We start from the raw sequence: 15,338 nt of genomic DNA, 5'->3' as shown, positions 1-15,338 counted from the left end.
CGGAACTTGTACGCCGAGACGGAAACCGGCCGTCCGACGCGGCCTTCCGGACCCCCACCACCGACATGTTCAGGTATGCCACCGCCTCGCCGATGCGCATGATCCAATAGTGACAGGAAGGACTAGGAAGTTTTAGGTATTGCGGTAACAGTTGAGAGCCTGCACCGCGAACCGTTCGACGAGTTCGAACGGTGGTTGCAGCCCTACCGCCGGCTGTGGACACACCACCTCGACGCCCTCGAGCGGCACCTCGATTCGAAGGAGACCTCGTCATGACCGAGTCGGACGCACGACGCGACTATCGCCCCGGCCCACTCCGGCACGCCGAAGCACGACCCGACGGCACCCGATGGGCATTGACCTTCGTCCGCGAGTTCACGCACTCGCCTGCCGCTCTGTGGACAGCACTCACCGACCCCGGCGAACTGCCGCAGTGGGCGCCGTACACCGCGGACCGGGACCTCGGCACGGTCGGTCCCGCCACCCTGACCATGGTCGACGGGCCGGACCGCATCGAACTCGACGGCACCGTGACACGGGCCGAGGCGCCGCACGTTCTCGAACACGCCTGGGGTGACGACGTTCTGCTGTGGACGATCGAGGAATCCGGCGAGGGAACGCGACTGACTTTGCGCCACACGCTCGACGACCAGCGCACCGCGGCGATGACGGCCGCCGGGTGGCACATGTGCCTGGACGTCGCCGAGGCCCTGCTCGACGGCAACCCGATCGGACCGATCGTCGGCGCCGACGCGATGAATTACGGCTGGCGCGCACTCAACGAGCAGTTACTCCGAACGCCTCGGCGTCGAACCGATCGATCCGACGCTGCCGTGAATCGGCGACGGCCGTCCGCCGCTCCCCGGTACCGTTGACGCATGGGCCTGCAATGGGAAGCCGTGGTGGTCAACGCCGTCGATCCGACAGCCCTCGGACGCTGGTGGGCCGAGGCCCTGGGCTGGGGCGCCGTGACCGACGCCGACGGCGACGTCCACATCCGGCCCCGGGCCGACAGCCACCCGGAGATCCTGTTCGTCGCCGTTCCGGACCGCAAGCAGATCCCGAACCGGCTCCACCTCGACTTCCGGCCCGACGATCAGCAGGCCGAGGTCGAACGGCTACTCGCACTCGGCGCCCGGCACGCGGATGTCGGTCAGGGCGAGCAGAGTTGGGTGGTGCTCGCCGATCCGGAGGGCAACGAGTTCTGCGTACTCTCCGGCCGGCCCTGACGCGATCAGGCCACCTTCGCCCGCAGAGCTCGCAGCGCCTCGTGCTGCACGACCAGAACCCGGCCCACCGGGAGGCCGAGGACGCCCGCGGTGTCGTGCGCGGACAGTCCGTCGATGACCCGCAGCAGCACGATCTCCCGCGCGGTGGGGTCGAGTCCGTGCAGTAATCGGGCCACTTCCGCCGGGAGGTCGGGGCTTCCGGAACCGCCCTGCGCGTCCGCGACGGTCCGGCTCACGACGCGGTACACCTCACGGACCGGATGATCACTGCGGGCGAGGGACGGAAGCTGCCGCGCCACCGCGAGCAGCGCCTGCTGCGCCACCTCGTCCGCGGGCCGCGTGACCTGCGTGGAATTCCCCACGCGGGTACGGCAATACCGCACCACCTGCGGCCACAGCGTCGCCGTCATCCGCTGCACGGCCTCGCGATCCCCCGCCGCGGCGGCTGACGCCGCCGAATGTAATTCCTCGTCAAGCACACTCATGCTGCCCTCGATCCCCCGACCTCGCCGTCTCCGGTCATCCGTGACGGCGCTTCCGTACTCATCTTCCGACACACGAGGGGGCAACACATCCGGGAAGTTCCCCATTTCCCGGTGCGTGAAACCACCTACATGTCCGGCTTCCTGCGCAAGTTCTTGGTCTGGCCGCGTTGCTTCTTGGCGTCGAGTCTTCGCCGGTGTGAACCCTTGGTCGCCTTGGTCGGACGCCGGGTCCGCGTCTCGGCCAGGACGGCCGCGCGCAGCAGCGCAGCCATCCGGGCCCGTGCCGCGCGCCGATTGCGCAGTTGCGAACGGGTTTCGGACGCCGTCACGCTGACCACACCGTCAACGAGCCTGTGTCCCAGCTGAACCTGCATGCGGTCGAGCTGGGCGGGAGACAGGGTCGACAACGTCCACAGGTTCACCCGGAGTTCCACCCGCGAGTCCGTGGTGTTCACTCCCTGGCCGCCGGGACCACCGGCGCGGGAGAACCGCCACTGCAACTCGGCGGCCGGGACGACGAGCGAACGGGTGATCTCCAGGTCGTCGGTGACCTCGCCGCCGGGAAACACCGGTGGAACTTCGCTCACACTCCCAGCGCCCGAGCCAGCACCGGCCAGGAATCGTGAAGGTCGTCCTGCCAGTATCCCCACGAGTGTGTCCCGGAGTTACGGAAACTCGCGGTTGCAGGTATTCCCAGTTCTCCCAGACGATCCGTGAATCGATGTGTGCAGTAGTTGGTCACCGCTTCGATCGGACCACCCGCGTAGATCTGCCGCGCGAGCACCCCGACGTTCCCCTCGATACCGGGGCCGCCGAGGGTCTCGTAGCGCCCCGGTAGACCGTTGCCGTTGGAGAGGAACAGTTCCGTGCCGCGCAATTCGGCGGCATGCACGAACGGGTCGTTCGCCGACCACGCCGGATCGTCCGGCTCGCCGTACATGTTGGCCGGGTCGCCGTAACCGTAATTGTCCATGGTGATCTTGATGAGCAGCTGACCGAGCGGATCACTGGTCAGAGCGCAGCCGCTGTAGGCGGCGACACCACGGAACAGGCCGGGGGCGGCGATCGCCAACTGCAGTGCCGCGGTGCCGACCCGGGACATGCCGGCGAGCGCGTTGACTCCGTTGGTTCCGAGGGCCGCGTCGACGACCGGCGGAAGCTCCTGAGTCATAAAGGTCTTCCACTTGTTCACCCCCATGACCGGGTCGGGGCTCTTCCAGTCCGTCCAATACGCGTTCTCGCCGCCGGACGGGCTGACGACGTTCACGTTCTGGTCGGCCAGAAACTCTTCGACATCGGTCTTCTCCCGGCGGATCTGGCCGTCGAGGAAGTACAGCGTCGGCCGCGGCGCGCTCGTATCGGCGGGCCGCTGCACGTACACCGGCACGACGCGTTGCATCGACGCCGAGAAGACCTGCAGCGTCAAATGTCTCGGATCGATCACGGTGACGTGGTCGAGCTTCGAACCATTCGGCGCCGCCACGGAACCGAGCGCCCGACCGGTGTCGACGACCGGATCGGCGGCCGCCACAGTGCCGCCGAGACAGAGGGACATCACGGTCACGGCCGTCACGGCCGCTGTGCGCAATTTCCCCCGTAAGACATGTCGTGTCACGACCGTAGTACCGCCCTCCACCCGCACGAATTCCGGTCCCGGGGCATGCTAACAGTTCCCGCGATGTGCCGAGTAACGGAAGAGACCTTCCGTGCGATGAACATCCGACCCCCCACGTTCATTGAAGGACCGGCATGACGTCTCCCCTGCCCACATCATCTGCCGCTCGCAAGAAGTGGCCCTGGATTACCGGCGGGATCGTCGTAGCCGTCGCCGCGGTCGCGTGCAGCAGCCCCGGACAGGACGACCAATCGGCCCAGGCCACAGCGGTATCCGTGTCCGCGACCCCCGCGGCCGCCGCTTCGACGGTAGCGGCTGCCACGTCGAGTTCTTCGACACCGGTGCCGGTTTCGTCTGCGCTGGCACTCTCACCGGTCACACCCGCCGTGGTCGGCGGCGCCGACGCGACCGCCGCGCTGCAGCAGCTCGCCGGCCTCGAGATCAAGGGCCGCGCACCGAAGACCGGATACGACCGGGATCTGTTCGGCCAGGCGTGGACCGACGACGTCACGGTCGAGGGCGGCCACAACGGGTGCGACACCCGCAACGACATCCTCGGGCGCGACCTCGTCCAGATCGTGTTCAAGCCGGGCACCCGCGACTGCGCGGTGCAGACCGGAACCCTGCACGACCCCTACACCGGCACCACCATCTCCTTCATCCGCGGAGAGGGCACGTCGAGCGCCGTGCAGATCGATCACGTCGTCGCGCTGTCCGACGCCTGGCAGAAGGGCGCGCAGCAACTCGACACCGCGACCCGGGTGAACTTCGCGAACGATCCGCGGAACCTGAAGGCCGTGGACGGCCCGGCCAACCAGCAGAAGTCGGACGGCGACGCCGCAACCTGGCTGCCCCCGAACAAGAGCTACCGGTGCACGTACGTGGCGGATCAGGTGGCGGTGAAGGCCGCGTACGGGCTGTGGGTGACGCAGGCCGAGCACGATGCGATCGCCCGGGTCCTCTTGGACTGCGGGGCGGCGGCGACGCCTGCCGCGGCGCCCGCCCCGACCACCGACCCGGCCCCGGCCGTGGTGCCTGCACCGGCCCCCGTTCCCGCTCCCGCCCCGGCGCCCGCACCCGCCCCGTTCGTGGACACGGCGGGGCCGAGCGACGTCTATTACAAGAACTGTTCGGCGGCCAAGGCCGCCGGTGCCGCACCGGTCCACCGCGGCGAACCAGGCTACGGCACACACCTGGACCGCGACGGCGACGGTGTCGGCTGTGAGAGCTGAACCGGGCCTGCCGAGACACGCACCGCCACCACCAGTTAACCTGAACTGCCTGCAGGGACGTCGGGTACCTGTAGTCATTTCTGTACATGTCAGAAAGATGAGACCGGCATGACCACTGCACCCGACGCACTCGGGCACCCCCCACATACGGACGAACCGCCAGTCGCCCGCGTCTTGGAGAAGCCGGCGTTGTCGGCGCGCGAGATCGAGGTTCTCCGCCACTGGCTGCGCGGCGACTCCAAGCTCGCCGTCGCCGCCGACCTCCACATCGCCCTCGGCACGGTCAACACCCACCTGACCCGCATCCGCGAGAAGTACGCACTCGTGGGGCGTGACGCGTCCACCAAGACGACACTGCTGGTGCGGGCCCTGCAGGACGGCATCATCACCATCGCCGAACTCTGAGGGCCTATGCCCTGCGCAGGGCCTCCCGGTCGATCTCGGCCACCGACGTCAGACCACTGAGACCCATCGTGAGGTCGAACTCGGCGATCACGTTGGCGGTGGCATCGCGCGCACCGGCCTGACCCGCGAGGGCCAGGCCGTACAGGTGGGGCCTGCCGAGTGTCACGGCGTCGGCACCGAGCGCGAGCGCCTTGAAGACGTCTGCTCCGGTGCGGATTCCGCTGTCGAGGAGCAGCGTCAGCCTGCCGTCGACGACGGGCGCGATGTCCACGAGAGCGTCCAGCGACGACACACTGCCGTCCACCTGCCGCCCACCGTGATTCGACACGACGATCCCGTCCACCCCGGCATCGAGCGCACGCCGGGCGTCGTCCGGGTGGAGCACGCCCTTGAGGAGGATCGGCAGCGATGTCCGACTGCGGAGGGTCTCGATGTCGGCCCAGCTCAGCGACGGCCGGGAGTAGATGTCGAGGAACGTCTCCACAGCGGCCCGCGGTTCCGGCGACCGCAGGTTGTCGAGGAAGCGGCCCGGGAAGCGCCGGGTCATCGACACCAGCGACCGGATGGCGCCGAGCGTCACCTCGACGTCCGGCTTCTTCGCCGCCGCCTTGATCCGGTCGTGCACGATCCGGCGGAATACCGGATCGGACGTGTACTGCGCGATGCCCTGCCCCTGCGCGAACGGCAGCGAACCGAGGTTGAGGTCTTCCGGCCGCCAGCCGAGCATCGTCGTGTCGAGGGTGACGACGACGGCGTCCGCCCGGATGTTCGCCGCCCGCTGCAGCAGGCTGTCGACGAGGTCGTCGTCGGTGCTCCAGTACAGCTGGAACCATCGGGGCGCGTCGCCCATCGCCGCCGCGCTCTCCTCCATCGGGGCGCAGCCCTGGTTGGAGAAGATGTACGGCACACCCAGTTCGGCGGCGGCAGCGGCGATGGCGACATCGGCCTCCGGCCTGGCCAGTTCGGCGGCGCCGACCGGAGCGAGCAGCACCGGCGCCGGAATGCGGCGCCCGAACAGTTCGACTCCGATGTCGCGCTTCGAGACGTCGCGCAGCACCCGGGGAACGATCTGCCACTTGTCGAACGCGTCGCGGTTGGCCTGCATCGTGCGGCCCAGCCCGGCGCCGCCGTGAACGTACGCCCAGCCCTTCGCGCTCATCTTCCGCCGCGCGCGCCGCTCGAGGGTGTCGAAGTCGGTGGGAACGGAGGGGGTGCGGCCGAGGACGCCGTCGCGGTAGATCAGATTCTGGCGGGCCCGGCCCGGGCTGTCCTGGTTCTCGCTCGCAGACATGCGCCGAGTCTTCCACAGCACATCGCGAACCGGCGCCGGGTCGCGCGGACGCGTAGGTTTGTGACCGGCACCACACCGTGCGCTGCCTCGAACCCCCTGACGTCCTAGGAGACCGCGATGCCCGACCGTCCGTCCCTCACCGGCGCTCCCTGCTGGATCGATCTCACCAGTTCCGACCCGCAACAGGTCATTCCGTTCTACACCGGACTGTTCGGGTGGAGGTCCGACACCAGCGAGGATCCGCAGTACGGCGGCTACTCGATCTTCAGCATGAACGGCAAACCCATTGCGGGCCTTGGCCCCCAACAGCAGGGCAACCCGTACGGCAACGTGTGGACCACGTACCTCGCGTCCGAGGACGCCGCGGCCACCGCGGCGACGGCCGCCGAGGCGGGCGGCCAGGTGATGATGCCCGCGATGGCCGTGGGCGACCAGGGCACGATCGCCATCCTCGGCGATCCCGCCGGCGCCGTCATCGGCGTGTGGCAGGCCGACCAGCACACCGGCTTCGGCCTCGTCGACGAACCCGGCGCGCCGGTCTGGCACGAAACGCTGTCGCGCAACTACGCGGCCGCGCTCCCCTTCTACGCGGACGTGTTCGGCTGGACGTATCAGACCCTCGGCGACACAGACGAATTCCGGTACTCCCAGGCCAACATCGGCGACCGCACCGTGGCAGGCATCATGGACGCCGACTCGTTCCTGCCCGACGGCGTCCCCTCGTTCTGGCAGTTCTACATCGGTGTCGGCGACACCGATGCGGCGGTCGCGAAGGTGACCGAACTCGGCGGCAGCGTCCGGCGCGAACCGGAGGACACCCCGTTCGGGCGGCTCGCCTCCGTCGCCGACCCCCTCGGCGCCACCTTCCAGATCACCACCCTGCAGTCCTGACCTCGAGACGGTGGCGCGCGGGCCGCGCCACCGTCACACCGGGCCGAACGGCGCCTGCGCCTCCTTGGCGTCCCAGATGTCGAGGAGCGAGCGGAGAATTTCCTCCGACATGCCCAGGCCGCCGAGATGGCTTTCCCCGTGCATCGTGTGGAACTCGGCGTCGGGCAGCAGCGACACCATGTGCTGCCCGTGCCGGAGCGGGATGATGTGGTCGCAGTCGCCGTGCCACCACCGCACCGGGGTCTTCACCGCGTTCACCCGGAATCCCCAGTCCCGCGCGAACAGGACGAGGTCGGCGAACGGGGCACTGAGTTGTTTGCTGCCGCCGTTGAGCAGATCGTCGAGGAACATCGCCTTGAACTCCGGCCGCGCGAGGAGACGGCGATCGCCTTCCGGGGACATCCGCCCGTACAGGTCGATGATCGGCGACGCGAACGGCCTCGCCAGCCTGATGACCGAACTCGCCGCCAGCCCGACCGGGACGCCGCCCGCCGACAGCACCGGTGCGGCCAGCACCGCGAGATCCATCAACCCGCTGCGGATCGCGTCGGGACCCTTCGTCGGCGCGACACCCCCGAGGATGCCGGTCGCGACCACGCGGTCGGGCATCGCGTACGCCGCGGCGAGTGTGTAGGGACCGCCGCCGGACAGGCCGATCACGGCCATCTGGTCGATGCCGAGCGTGTCGGCGACCGTGCGCAGGTCCTCCGCGAAGTCGATCACCGCGCCGTAGCGGTGCGGGGTCGACGACCCGACCCCCGGCCGGTCGATCCCGATCAGCCGGACGTGCTCGCGTTCGGCGAACGCCCGGGCCTCCATCGGCACCTGACGCCGCGCGCCGGGTGTGCCGTGCAACCAGAACACCGCCCTGCCCTGTGCCGAACCGAACTCCGCGAAGCCGAGCCGACGCCCCTCGCCTACCGCGACCGTGCCCTCCAACTGCGGGCGTGCGATATCCACCATGCCCACAGCTTCGCACGTGACGGTCGTCACGTTTCCGGCCGGGACCCGCTCAGCGGTGTGCGGTGGACGTGAACTGGTAGGTCGCGGCGTCGACGATCTGCTCGGGAGACACCTCGATCTCACCGTTCAGCCACGCCGTCATGAGTTCGGCGAGCCCGCCCACGAACAGCAGCGCGGTGATCTCGTCCTGCGGCGACGACCACGCCCGGTCGCCGTAGAGTTCCCTCGCCTGCTCCGCCACCAGCAGCGCGAACGCCCGCAGCAGTTCACGTCTTCGCGTCCGCAGCGGTTCGGCGCCCGCCGATTCGATGATCGACACCCGCCCCTTCCGCGGGTCGGCCGTCAGGATGTCGACGAACGCCGCGATCGCCGCCCGCACCCGCACCTCCGGGTCGCCCGTCACGGTCCGGAGCGTGACCCTCGCAGCCTCGCCGATCTCCGCGGCGATCCCCTCGATCACCTGCACCAGCAGGTCGTCCCGGCCGCGGAAGCTCTCGTAGAAATAGCGTTCCGTCAGTTTCGCCTCGGCGCAGATGGCGGTCATGGTCGCCTTGTCGCCGCCGACGGTCCCGAAGACCTGCAGCCCCGCTTCGAGAAGTCGCGCACGACGTTCGGCCGCGCGCTCCTCCGAACTTCTCCCGCGGTACTGCCGCGCCGGCTGGCTCATGACTCGATGTTGACAGACCACCTGGTGTGACGCACACTACAGACATCTGACATGGCGTCCTGTCACATACCCGACGAGGGAGTGCCCGTGCCCAAAGTTCTCGCTGCTCCGCCGCAGGAAAGCACGCTCAGTCCCATCTCGGGGAATGCCGGATTCCCCGTCATCGGACACTCCCTGGAGTACTTCCGCGACCCGATGGGACTGCTCCAGAGCCGCTGGGACCGCTACGGCCCCGTGTCCTGGCTGAGCATGGCCGGCAAGAGATGGGTCACCGTGCTCGGCCCCGACGGCTGCCAGACCGTGCTGCAGAACAAGGACCGCGCCTTCGTCAACAGCGACGGGTGGAGCGTGCTGATCGGACCGTTCTTCCACCGGGGGCTCATGCTCCTCGACGGCGACGAACACCTCGTCCACCGGCGAATCATGCAGCAGGCCTTCACCCGGGACCGACTGTCGCGCTACACCGAGGCACTGCATCCGGCCGTCGAGAAGGGGCTCGACACCTGGCGGCCCACCCCGGGTTTCGCCGTGTACCCGGCGCTGAAGGAACTGACGCTCGATCTCGCCACGAGCATCTTCATGGGCGGCGCCGAGGGGTCGACGCCACGGGAGATGGCCGAGGTCAACAAGGCCTTCATCGACTGCGTGCAGGCCGCCACGTCGGTGGTGCGGTACCCGCTGCCCGGAACGCGGTGGAAGCGTGGCATCGACGGACGCCGCCGACTCGAGGAGTTCTTCCGCCGGTACCTGCCGGCCCGTCGCGCAGGTGCGGGCGAAGATCTGTTCTCCGCCCTGTGCCACATCGAATCCGAAGACGGACAACGGTTCAGCGACGACGACGTCATCAACCACATGATCTTCCTGCTGATGGCGGCGCACGACACGTCCACCATCACGCTGTCGACGATGATGCAGTACCTCGGCCAGCATCCCGAATGGCAGGAACGCTGCAGGCGGCAGTCCGCGGCGCTCGGCACGTCCACCCCGGGCTACGCCGAACTCGAAGAACTGACCGACCTCGACCTCGTCATGAAGGAATGCATGCGCCTCGTTCCACCGGTCCCGGTGGTCGCGCGGCGAGCGGTCCGGGACACCGAGGTGCTCGGCCACTACATCCCGAAGGGCACGTACATGTCGGTGGTTGTGCACTTCACCCACCACATGCCCGAGTACTGGCCCGACCCGGAGAGGTTCGACCCCGAGCGGTTCGCACCCGAACGCCGCGAGGACAGGGTTCACCGGTTCGCGTGGGAGCCGTTCGGCGGCGGCGTGCACAAATGCCTGGGGATGCACTTCGCGGGCGCCGAGATCAAGACGGTCATGCACCACCTGCTGCAGCGATTCGACTGGCAGGTGAGCCCCGGCTACGTCGCCCCGCTCAACTACACCTCGCTGCCGTTCCCCTCCGACGGCCAGCCGGTGGACCTGTACTGAGCCGACTCCGTAGTGCAGCCTCGACCGATCCACCATAGTGGGAGTCATGACCGTTACGGCGCCCCCGCTCGACGTGTATTCACAGCCCACGCTGTCCAACCTCATGCCGTCCGTCCTCGCTTCGCTGGGTGTCGCCGGCGAGCCGAACCGGCTGCACCTACCGGACAGCAGGCACACCGTCGTGATACTGATCGACGGCCTCGGCTGGAGCCTGCTGCGTCGTCACCGCGAGCGCGCCCCGTTTCTCGACAGCCTGACCGGACGGCCGATCCGGGCGGGGTTCCCCACCACGACCGCCACCAGCATCGCGTCGTTCGGCACGGGACTGCCGTCCGGCGGTCACGGCATCACGGGCTACCAGTCATACGTTCGTGAGGTCCGCGGCACGATCAACTGGTTGTCGTGGCGCGCAGGCCACAAGGGCGACGAACTCACCCGGCTGGTCCCCGAGGTCCTGCAGCCCGCACCGACCGTGTTCGAGCGTGCCGCGGCAGCCGGTATCGCTTGCACCACCGTGGTTCCGGCGAAGTTCGACGGGTCCGGGCTCACCCGTGCCGTCCTCCGCGGCGGGAAGTTCGCCGGAATACACGCGTACGGTGACCTGATCGCACACGTCGTCACCGCGGCCCGATCCGGCGAACGGACGCTCACCTACTGCTATCTCAGCGAAATCGACACCCTCGGGCACATCTACGGTCCGGGATCCGCACCGTGGCTGCACCAACTCGACCTCGTCGACCGGCTCGTCGAGAGACTCGCCGCGGAACTCGCGATCGCGCAACCGGGCGCCGCCCTCCACGTCACCGCCGACCACGGCATGGCCACCGTCGACGACGCCGACAAAATCGACTTCGACGACACACCCGCGCTCTCCGACGGCGTGGTGGCGCTCGCAGGCGAACCGCGGTGCAGGCACGTCCACGCGCGAGCCGGAGCCGCGCACGACGTCGCCGCCCGGTGGAGGGGCGAACTGGGACACCGCATGTGGATCGGCACCAGAGACGAGGCCGTCACCGCGGGACTGTTCGGTCCCGCCGTGCGGTCCGAAGTGCAGGGCCGCATCGGAGACGTCGTCGCCATCGCGCAGGGCGGTGTCGCGGTGGTCCGGCGCAAGGCGGAGTCGCGGCTGTCCGCCCTGCCCGGGCAGCACGGCGCGCTCACCGACGACGAGTTGCTGATTCCGCTGCTGCTGGGCGCCGCCACGTAAACCCGGGTCGTTCACCGGTTTGCCGGGTCACTCCTGATAGAAATGACGAACAGCGTTGATTTCAGGAGAGATTCATGCCCCGCTCTGCGGTACCGAACACCGGCTCCATCATCACGACCATCAGAACCAAGTGGCCCTGGATCCTCGCCGGCCTGCTCGTCGTCGTGCTCGTCACGATGCTCTCACCGGATCCCGACGACACCCTCGCCTCCGGAACCGGACCGGCCGCGCCGGCGGAAGCCACTGACGCACAACAGATCCAGGTGGCCTTCACCCAGCTGTCCACCCTCGAGGTGAAGGGCAGGGCACCGAAGACGGGGTACGACCGGGAGCTGTTCGGCCCCAGCTGGACCGACAACGTGTCGGTCGCGCTCGGACGCAACGGCTGCGACACCCGCAACGACATCCTGCGCCGCGACCTCGTCGACATCACGTCGCGGGACCGCACCCGCGACTGCGTGGTGCAGGCGGGTACGTTGCGGGATCTCTACACGGGCAACATCATTGCGTTCACCCGCGGCACGAAGACGTCGGACGCCGTGCAGATCGATCACGTGGTGGCGCTGTCGGACGCGTGGCAGAAGGGCGCTCAGCTCCTCGACGCGCAGACGCGGGCCGACCTCGCGAACGATCCCCGCAATCTGCAGGCGGTGGACGGACCCACCAATCAGCGCAAGAGCGATGCCGACGCGTCGACGTGGCTGCCCCCGCTGGCGGCGTACCGCTGCACCTACGTGGCACGGCAGGTGGAAGTGAAAGTGGCGTACCGACTCTGGGTGACGCCGCCCGAACGCGATACGATGGCCGCGGTGCTCACCGGGTGCGGCGCGCGGTGATCACGCTCCGGGCGGCGTGAGCCGGTTCTCGGAGCCGCTGTCGACCGCCGGGGCGGTCGCACCGGAGTCCCAGTCGACGGAGTTGTTGAAACCGGTCACTTCGAGGGAGTCGAGGGACACCGCGCGCACGAAGTTGTCGTTGCCACTCACCGTCATCGCACCGGCGTCGTCGACGTTCAGGGAGTTCCCGCTTCCGGTGACCGAGATCCGCTCCGCCTGCTTGCCGAGCACGGTCACGGCGTTGCCCTGAAGTTCGATCGATTCGACGACGTCGATGGTGGAACTGTTGCTGCGCCCCGAGATGGTGAGCGTTCCGGTCTGCCCGCCGACGACGCTGGTGTCCTGACCGCGCACGACGACCGCGTTCGACGTGGCGACGGTCGCCGAGACACCGTTGGCCTCGATGGTGACGGTGCCGCACTCGCCCTCGAGGACGACCCCGGCACCGTCCCGGTTGACGATCACGTCGCGGCCCGCGCAGTCACCGCCCGAGTTCAGTTCCACCGCAGAGCCGGACACCGTCGAGGTGCCGGCCCCACCGGTGCTCCCGCCGCCGCAGCCCGCGAGGGCCACGGCGGAGGACATCAGCACCGCGACGGCGACCGACTGCCGGGTGACACCCATCGATCCCTGCTTTCCTGCCCCTGACGGGACCGGGTCAGTTCTTCGCGAGTACCGGCATCGTCACGACCTGGGCCGCGTAGGACAGCCCGGCGCCGAAGGCGAGCAGCAGGGCGGTGTCGCCGGGCTTGGTGGCGCCGGACTGCAGCATCTCCTCCATGGCGAGCGGCACCGATGCCGCCGACGTGTTGCCGCTCTCGGCGATGTCGTCGGACACGGGCACGCCCTCGGGAAGCTTCATGCTGCGCGCGATCACCTCGGTGATCCGCGAGTTGGCCTGGTGCGGGACGAACGCGTCGAGATCGTCGACCGACATGCCGGCCTTCTCGACCGCCCGCAGCGCGACCTTGCCCATCTCGAAGGCGGCCCAGCGGAACACGGCGGTACCGGCCATCTTGATGTACGGACGCGTGGCACCCGGTGTCGTGATGTATTCGTACCAGTCCAGGTCCTGCACGATGGCGTCGGCCTGGGAGCCGTCCGAACCCCACTCCACCGGTCCGATGCCTGCGACGTCGCTCTTGCCGACGACCACGGCCCCGGCGCCGTCACCGAAGATGAAGCGCGTCGAGCGGTCGGTCGGGTCGGTGGTGATGCTCATCTTCTCGACACCCACCACGAGGGCGTAGTCGACGGATCCGCCGCGAACCAGGTCGGACGCCACGGTCAGCGCCGTGCAGAAGCCCGCACATCCACCGCCCAGGTCGAACGCTCCCGGCCCGTTGGTGCCGAGGGCGTCGGCCACCAGCGCGGCAGCAGGCGGTGTCAGCAGCAGGTACGTCGAGGTGGCGACAATGACGCACCCGATCTGCTCGGGGTCGATCCCGCTCGCCTCGATCGCCTTGCGCCCCGCCTCGATGGACATCGTGACGACGTTCTCGTCCTCCGCCGCGAACCGCCGGTTGCGGATGCCCGAGCGCGACTGGATCCACTCGTCGTTCGAGTCGATCAGTTCACAGATCTCGTCGTTGGTGACGACCCGTTCGGGCCGGTACACGCCGAGCCCGAGAAGGGCGGACTGCCGACCTCCAGCCACGGTGGCAATCTGCTTTCCCATCGATCGATCTCCTCATCAGGTCCCGCGTGGTTACGCGCAGTGTGGACTTGTCGCCAGCACACGTTACGTCGGCAGCCGCCCTGCGGGTAGCACCGGTTCCTGTTACTCGCGGGTAACATCGGATCCGCAGGGGCACGGATGAAACGAACAGGGCGGTCAAATCGACACTTTCGGAAGAACAGACTTGTTAGACTTCTCGCGATTTCCAGCAGTTGATCACCGGTAGGGGGAGTGGTCTCTTCAGGCCACGCAGTGCCGCCTGCTGCTAGAGATGGAGTGACCTTCGTGAAGCGAACCAGAGCTCTTGCAGCAGCCTCGCTCGTCGGCGCGGCCATGACGTTGATCGCATTCGCGGGCCCGGCCGCCGCGAACCCCAACGCCATCAATCCGATCCCCGGACTCAACGGCACCAACGGGATTCCGCACCTCACCGGACGCACCCAGGCGGTCGCTCAACAGACCGGCATGCTGAGTCCCAACCGCACCCAGGACGCCAACGTCCTCGGCACCGACCTCGGCGTCATGTGGGACAACGGCCAGGGCCAGGTCCTCACGGCGTTCGGCGACTCCGCCGGGCTCGGACTGCCCAACCTGCTGTCGGGCAGCCTGTGGGCCTGGCGCAGCAGCACACTCTTCCGCAGCTCGGACGGCATCCTGTCCGACGGGATGAACTTCGACAGCTCACCCCGCGACATCTTCGGCCAGTCCAAGGAGCTCGTCCCCAGCCCGAAGATCCCGTTCGTCGAGATCAGCCGCATCCCCACCGCGGGCGTCGCCGTCGGCAACACCCAGGTGCTGAGCATGATGTCGGTGAAGAACTGGGGTCCGGCGGGCACGTGGGACACCAACTACTCCGGCCTCGTCTACTCGCAGGACAACGGCGAGAACTGGACCGTCGCCCCCGAGACGCAGCGCCCGAACGTCGGGGGCAACGCCAACTTCCAGATGAGCGCGTTCGTCAAGGCCGACGGCTTCGTCTACCAGTACGGCACACCCGCCGGGCGCGGCGGACTTGTCCACATCGCCCGCGTCCCGGAACCCCAGATCATGGACCTCGGCGCGTACGAGTACTTCGACGGCGCCAAGTGGATCAAGGGCAACCCCGACGTCGCCAGGCCGATCATGCCGGGCGGCGTCGGCGAATTGTCCGTCGCGTACAACGAATACCTCGGGCAGTACCTGATGCTGACCACCGATCAGTTCAACTCGGTGGTCATGCGCCGCGCACCGTCGGTGACCGGACCGTGGGGCCCACCCGAGGTACTCGTCGACACCCGGGAACTGCCCACCGCATACGGCGCCTACATCCACCCGTGGTCGTCGGGACGCGACCTCTACTTCCTCACGACGGTGCACAACAACTACAACGTTCTCCTGATGCGCACCACGCTCACTCCGTAGCGGT

At 68.4% G+C, this 15,338-nt stretch carries 17 protein-coding genes; 9 read left to right on the top strand and 8 right to left on the bottom strand.

Going from position 1 to position 15,338, the window contains the following annotated elements; genetic code table 11:
- The first annotated feature begins 272 nt into the window (after window positions 1-272).
- Both JWS14_RS28600 and JWS14_RS28595 read left to right on the top strand, forming a co-directional pair.
- Window positions 273-875 carry an SRPBCC family protein gene (locus JWS14_RS28600; protein ID WP_241031485.1) on the top strand — a complete coding sequence of 201 codons (603 nt, stop codon included), beginning with the start codon at window positions 273-275 and terminating at the stop codon, window positions 873-875.
- A 3-nt stretch (window positions 876-878) separates the two neighbouring features.
- Window positions 879-1,229 carry a VOC family protein gene (locus JWS14_RS28595; RefSeq protein WP_206014922.1) on the top strand — a complete coding sequence of 117 codons (351 nt, stop codon included), beginning with the start codon at window positions 879-881 and terminating at the stop codon, window positions 1,227-1,229.
- Window positions 1,230-1,234: 5 nt separating this feature from the next.
- Here JWS14_RS28595 and JWS14_RS28590 read toward each other — a convergent pair whose 3' ends face one another.
- The 3 genes from JWS14_RS28590 to JWS14_RS28580 form a co-directional block, all read right to left on the bottom strand.
- Window positions 1,235-1,714, bottom strand: a complete 480-nt coding sequence (locus tag JWS14_RS28590; protein WP_206014921.1) for a sigma factor-like helix-turn-helix DNA-binding protein — start codon at window positions 1,712-1,714, stop codon at window positions 1,235-1,237.
- A gap of 125 nt (window positions 1,715-1,839) precedes the next feature.
- The gene (arfB, locus tag JWS14_RS28585) at window positions 1,840-2,301 is read right to left on the bottom strand and encodes an alternative ribosome rescue aminoacyl-tRNA hydrolase ArfB (protein ID WP_378672696.1); all 462 of its coding nucleotides are present in this window, start codon (window positions 2,299-2,301) and stop codon (window positions 1,840-1,842) included.
- A complete protein-coding gene (locus tag JWS14_RS28580) occupies window positions 2,298-3,287 on the bottom strand; it encodes an alpha/beta hydrolase (protein ID WP_206014920.1) in 990 nt (329 codons plus the stop codon). The genes arfB and JWS14_RS28580 overlap by 4 nt, the downstream gene beginning before the upstream one ends.
- 176 nt (window positions 3,288-3,463) lie before the next feature.
- On the opposite strand from JWS14_RS28580, the gene JWS14_RS28575 reads away from it, so the two are divergent.
- Together JWS14_RS28575 and JWS14_RS28570 are read left to right on the top strand one after the other, a co-directional pair.
- A complete protein-coding gene (locus JWS14_RS28575) occupies window positions 3,464-4,561 on the top strand; it encodes a GmrSD restriction endonuclease domain-containing protein (protein WP_206014919.1) in 1,098 nt (365 codons plus the stop codon).
- A gap of 108 nt (window positions 4,562-4,669) precedes the next feature.
- Window positions 4,670-4,966: a response regulator transcription factor gene (locus tag JWS14_RS28570; RefSeq protein ID WP_072947495.1), complete on the top strand. Its 297-nt coding sequence runs from the start codon at window positions 4,670-4,672 to the stop codon at window positions 4,964-4,966.
- 4 nt (window positions 4,967-4,970) lie between these two features.
- On the opposite strand, the gene JWS14_RS28565 is transcribed toward JWS14_RS28570, so the two are convergent.
- Window positions 4,971-6,257, bottom strand: a complete 1,287-nt coding sequence (locus JWS14_RS28565; protein WP_206014918.1) for an alpha-hydroxy-acid oxidizing protein — start codon at window positions 6,255-6,257, stop codon at window positions 4,971-4,973.
- 117 nt (window positions 6,258-6,374) lie between these two features.
- Between JWS14_RS28565 and JWS14_RS28560 the strand changes: the two genes are divergently transcribed.
- Window positions 6,375-7,148: a VOC family protein gene (locus JWS14_RS28560; protein ID WP_072947497.1), complete on the top strand. Its 774-nt coding sequence runs from the start codon at window positions 6,375-6,377 to the stop codon at window positions 7,146-7,148.
- A 33-nt stretch (window positions 7,149-7,181) separates the two neighbouring features.
- Here the strand turns inward: JWS14_RS28560 and JWS14_RS28555 are convergent, their stop codons facing one another.
- A complete protein-coding gene (locus JWS14_RS28555; protein ID WP_072947498.1) occupies window positions 7,182-8,111 on the bottom strand; it encodes an alpha/beta fold hydrolase in 930 nt (309 codons plus the stop codon).
- A 49-nt stretch (window positions 8,112-8,160) separates the two neighbouring features.
- Window positions 8,161-8,778 (bottom strand): TetR/AcrR family transcriptional regulator, encoded by a 618-nt coding sequence (locus JWS14_RS28550; RefSeq protein WP_072947499.1) that lies wholly within the window; start codon window positions 8,776-8,778, stop codon window positions 8,161-8,163.
- Between the two features lie 87 nt (window positions 8,779-8,865).
- Here JWS14_RS28550 and JWS14_RS28545 point away from each other — a divergent pair, with 87 nt between their 5' ends.
- The 3 genes from JWS14_RS28545 (at window position 8,866) to JWS14_RS28535 (ending at window position 12,255) form a co-directional block, all read left to right on the top strand.
- Window positions 8,866-10,212, top strand: a complete 1,347-nt coding sequence (locus tag JWS14_RS28545; protein ID WP_206014917.1) for a cytochrome P450 — start codon at window positions 8,866-8,868, stop codon at window positions 10,210-10,212.
- A gap of 46 nt (window positions 10,213-10,258) precedes the next feature.
- Window positions 10,259-11,419: an alkaline phosphatase family protein gene (locus JWS14_RS28540; protein WP_206014916.1), complete on the top strand. Its 1,161-nt coding sequence runs from the start codon at window positions 10,259-10,261 to the stop codon at window positions 11,417-11,419.
- A 74-nt stretch (window positions 11,420-11,493) separates the two neighbouring features.
- The gene (locus JWS14_RS28535; protein WP_206014915.1) at window positions 11,494-12,255 is read left to right on the top strand and encodes an HNH endonuclease family protein; all 762 of its coding nucleotides are present in this window, start codon (window positions 11,494-11,496) and stop codon (window positions 12,253-12,255) included.
- On the opposite strand, the gene JWS14_RS28530 is transcribed toward JWS14_RS28535, so the two are convergent.
- Together JWS14_RS28530 and JWS14_RS28525 are read right to left on the bottom strand one after the other, a co-directional pair.
- The gene (locus tag JWS14_RS28530; protein WP_072947503.1) at window positions 12,256-12,879 is read right to left on the bottom strand and encodes a DUF3060 domain-containing protein; all 624 of its coding nucleotides are present in this window, start codon (window positions 12,877-12,879) and stop codon (window positions 12,256-12,258) included.
- Window positions 12,880-12,913: 34 nt separating this feature from the next.
- Entirely contained in the window at window positions 12,914-13,933 is a 1,020-nt protein-coding gene (locus tag JWS14_RS28525) for a beta-ketoacyl-ACP synthase III (RefSeq protein WP_072947504.1), read from the bottom strand.
- Between the two features lie 285 nt (window positions 13,934-14,218).
- Here JWS14_RS28525 and JWS14_RS28520 point away from each other — a divergent pair, with 285 nt between their 5' ends.
- The gene (locus tag JWS14_RS28520) at window positions 14,219-15,334 is read left to right on the top strand and encodes a DUF4185 domain-containing protein (RefSeq protein WP_206014914.1); all 1,116 of its coding nucleotides are present in this window, start codon (window positions 14,219-14,221) and stop codon (window positions 15,332-15,334) included.
- Window positions 15,335-15,338 lie beyond the last annotated feature (4 nt).

It is taken from the genome of Rhodococcus koreensis (assembly GCF_017068375.1).
Lineage (GTDB): Bacteria > Actinomycetota > Actinomycetes > Mycobacteriales > Mycobacteriaceae > Rhodococcus_F > Rhodococcus_F koreensis.
Note: the sequence above shows the minus strand (reverse complement) of the source record. Positions and strands in the feature narration are given on the sequence as shown.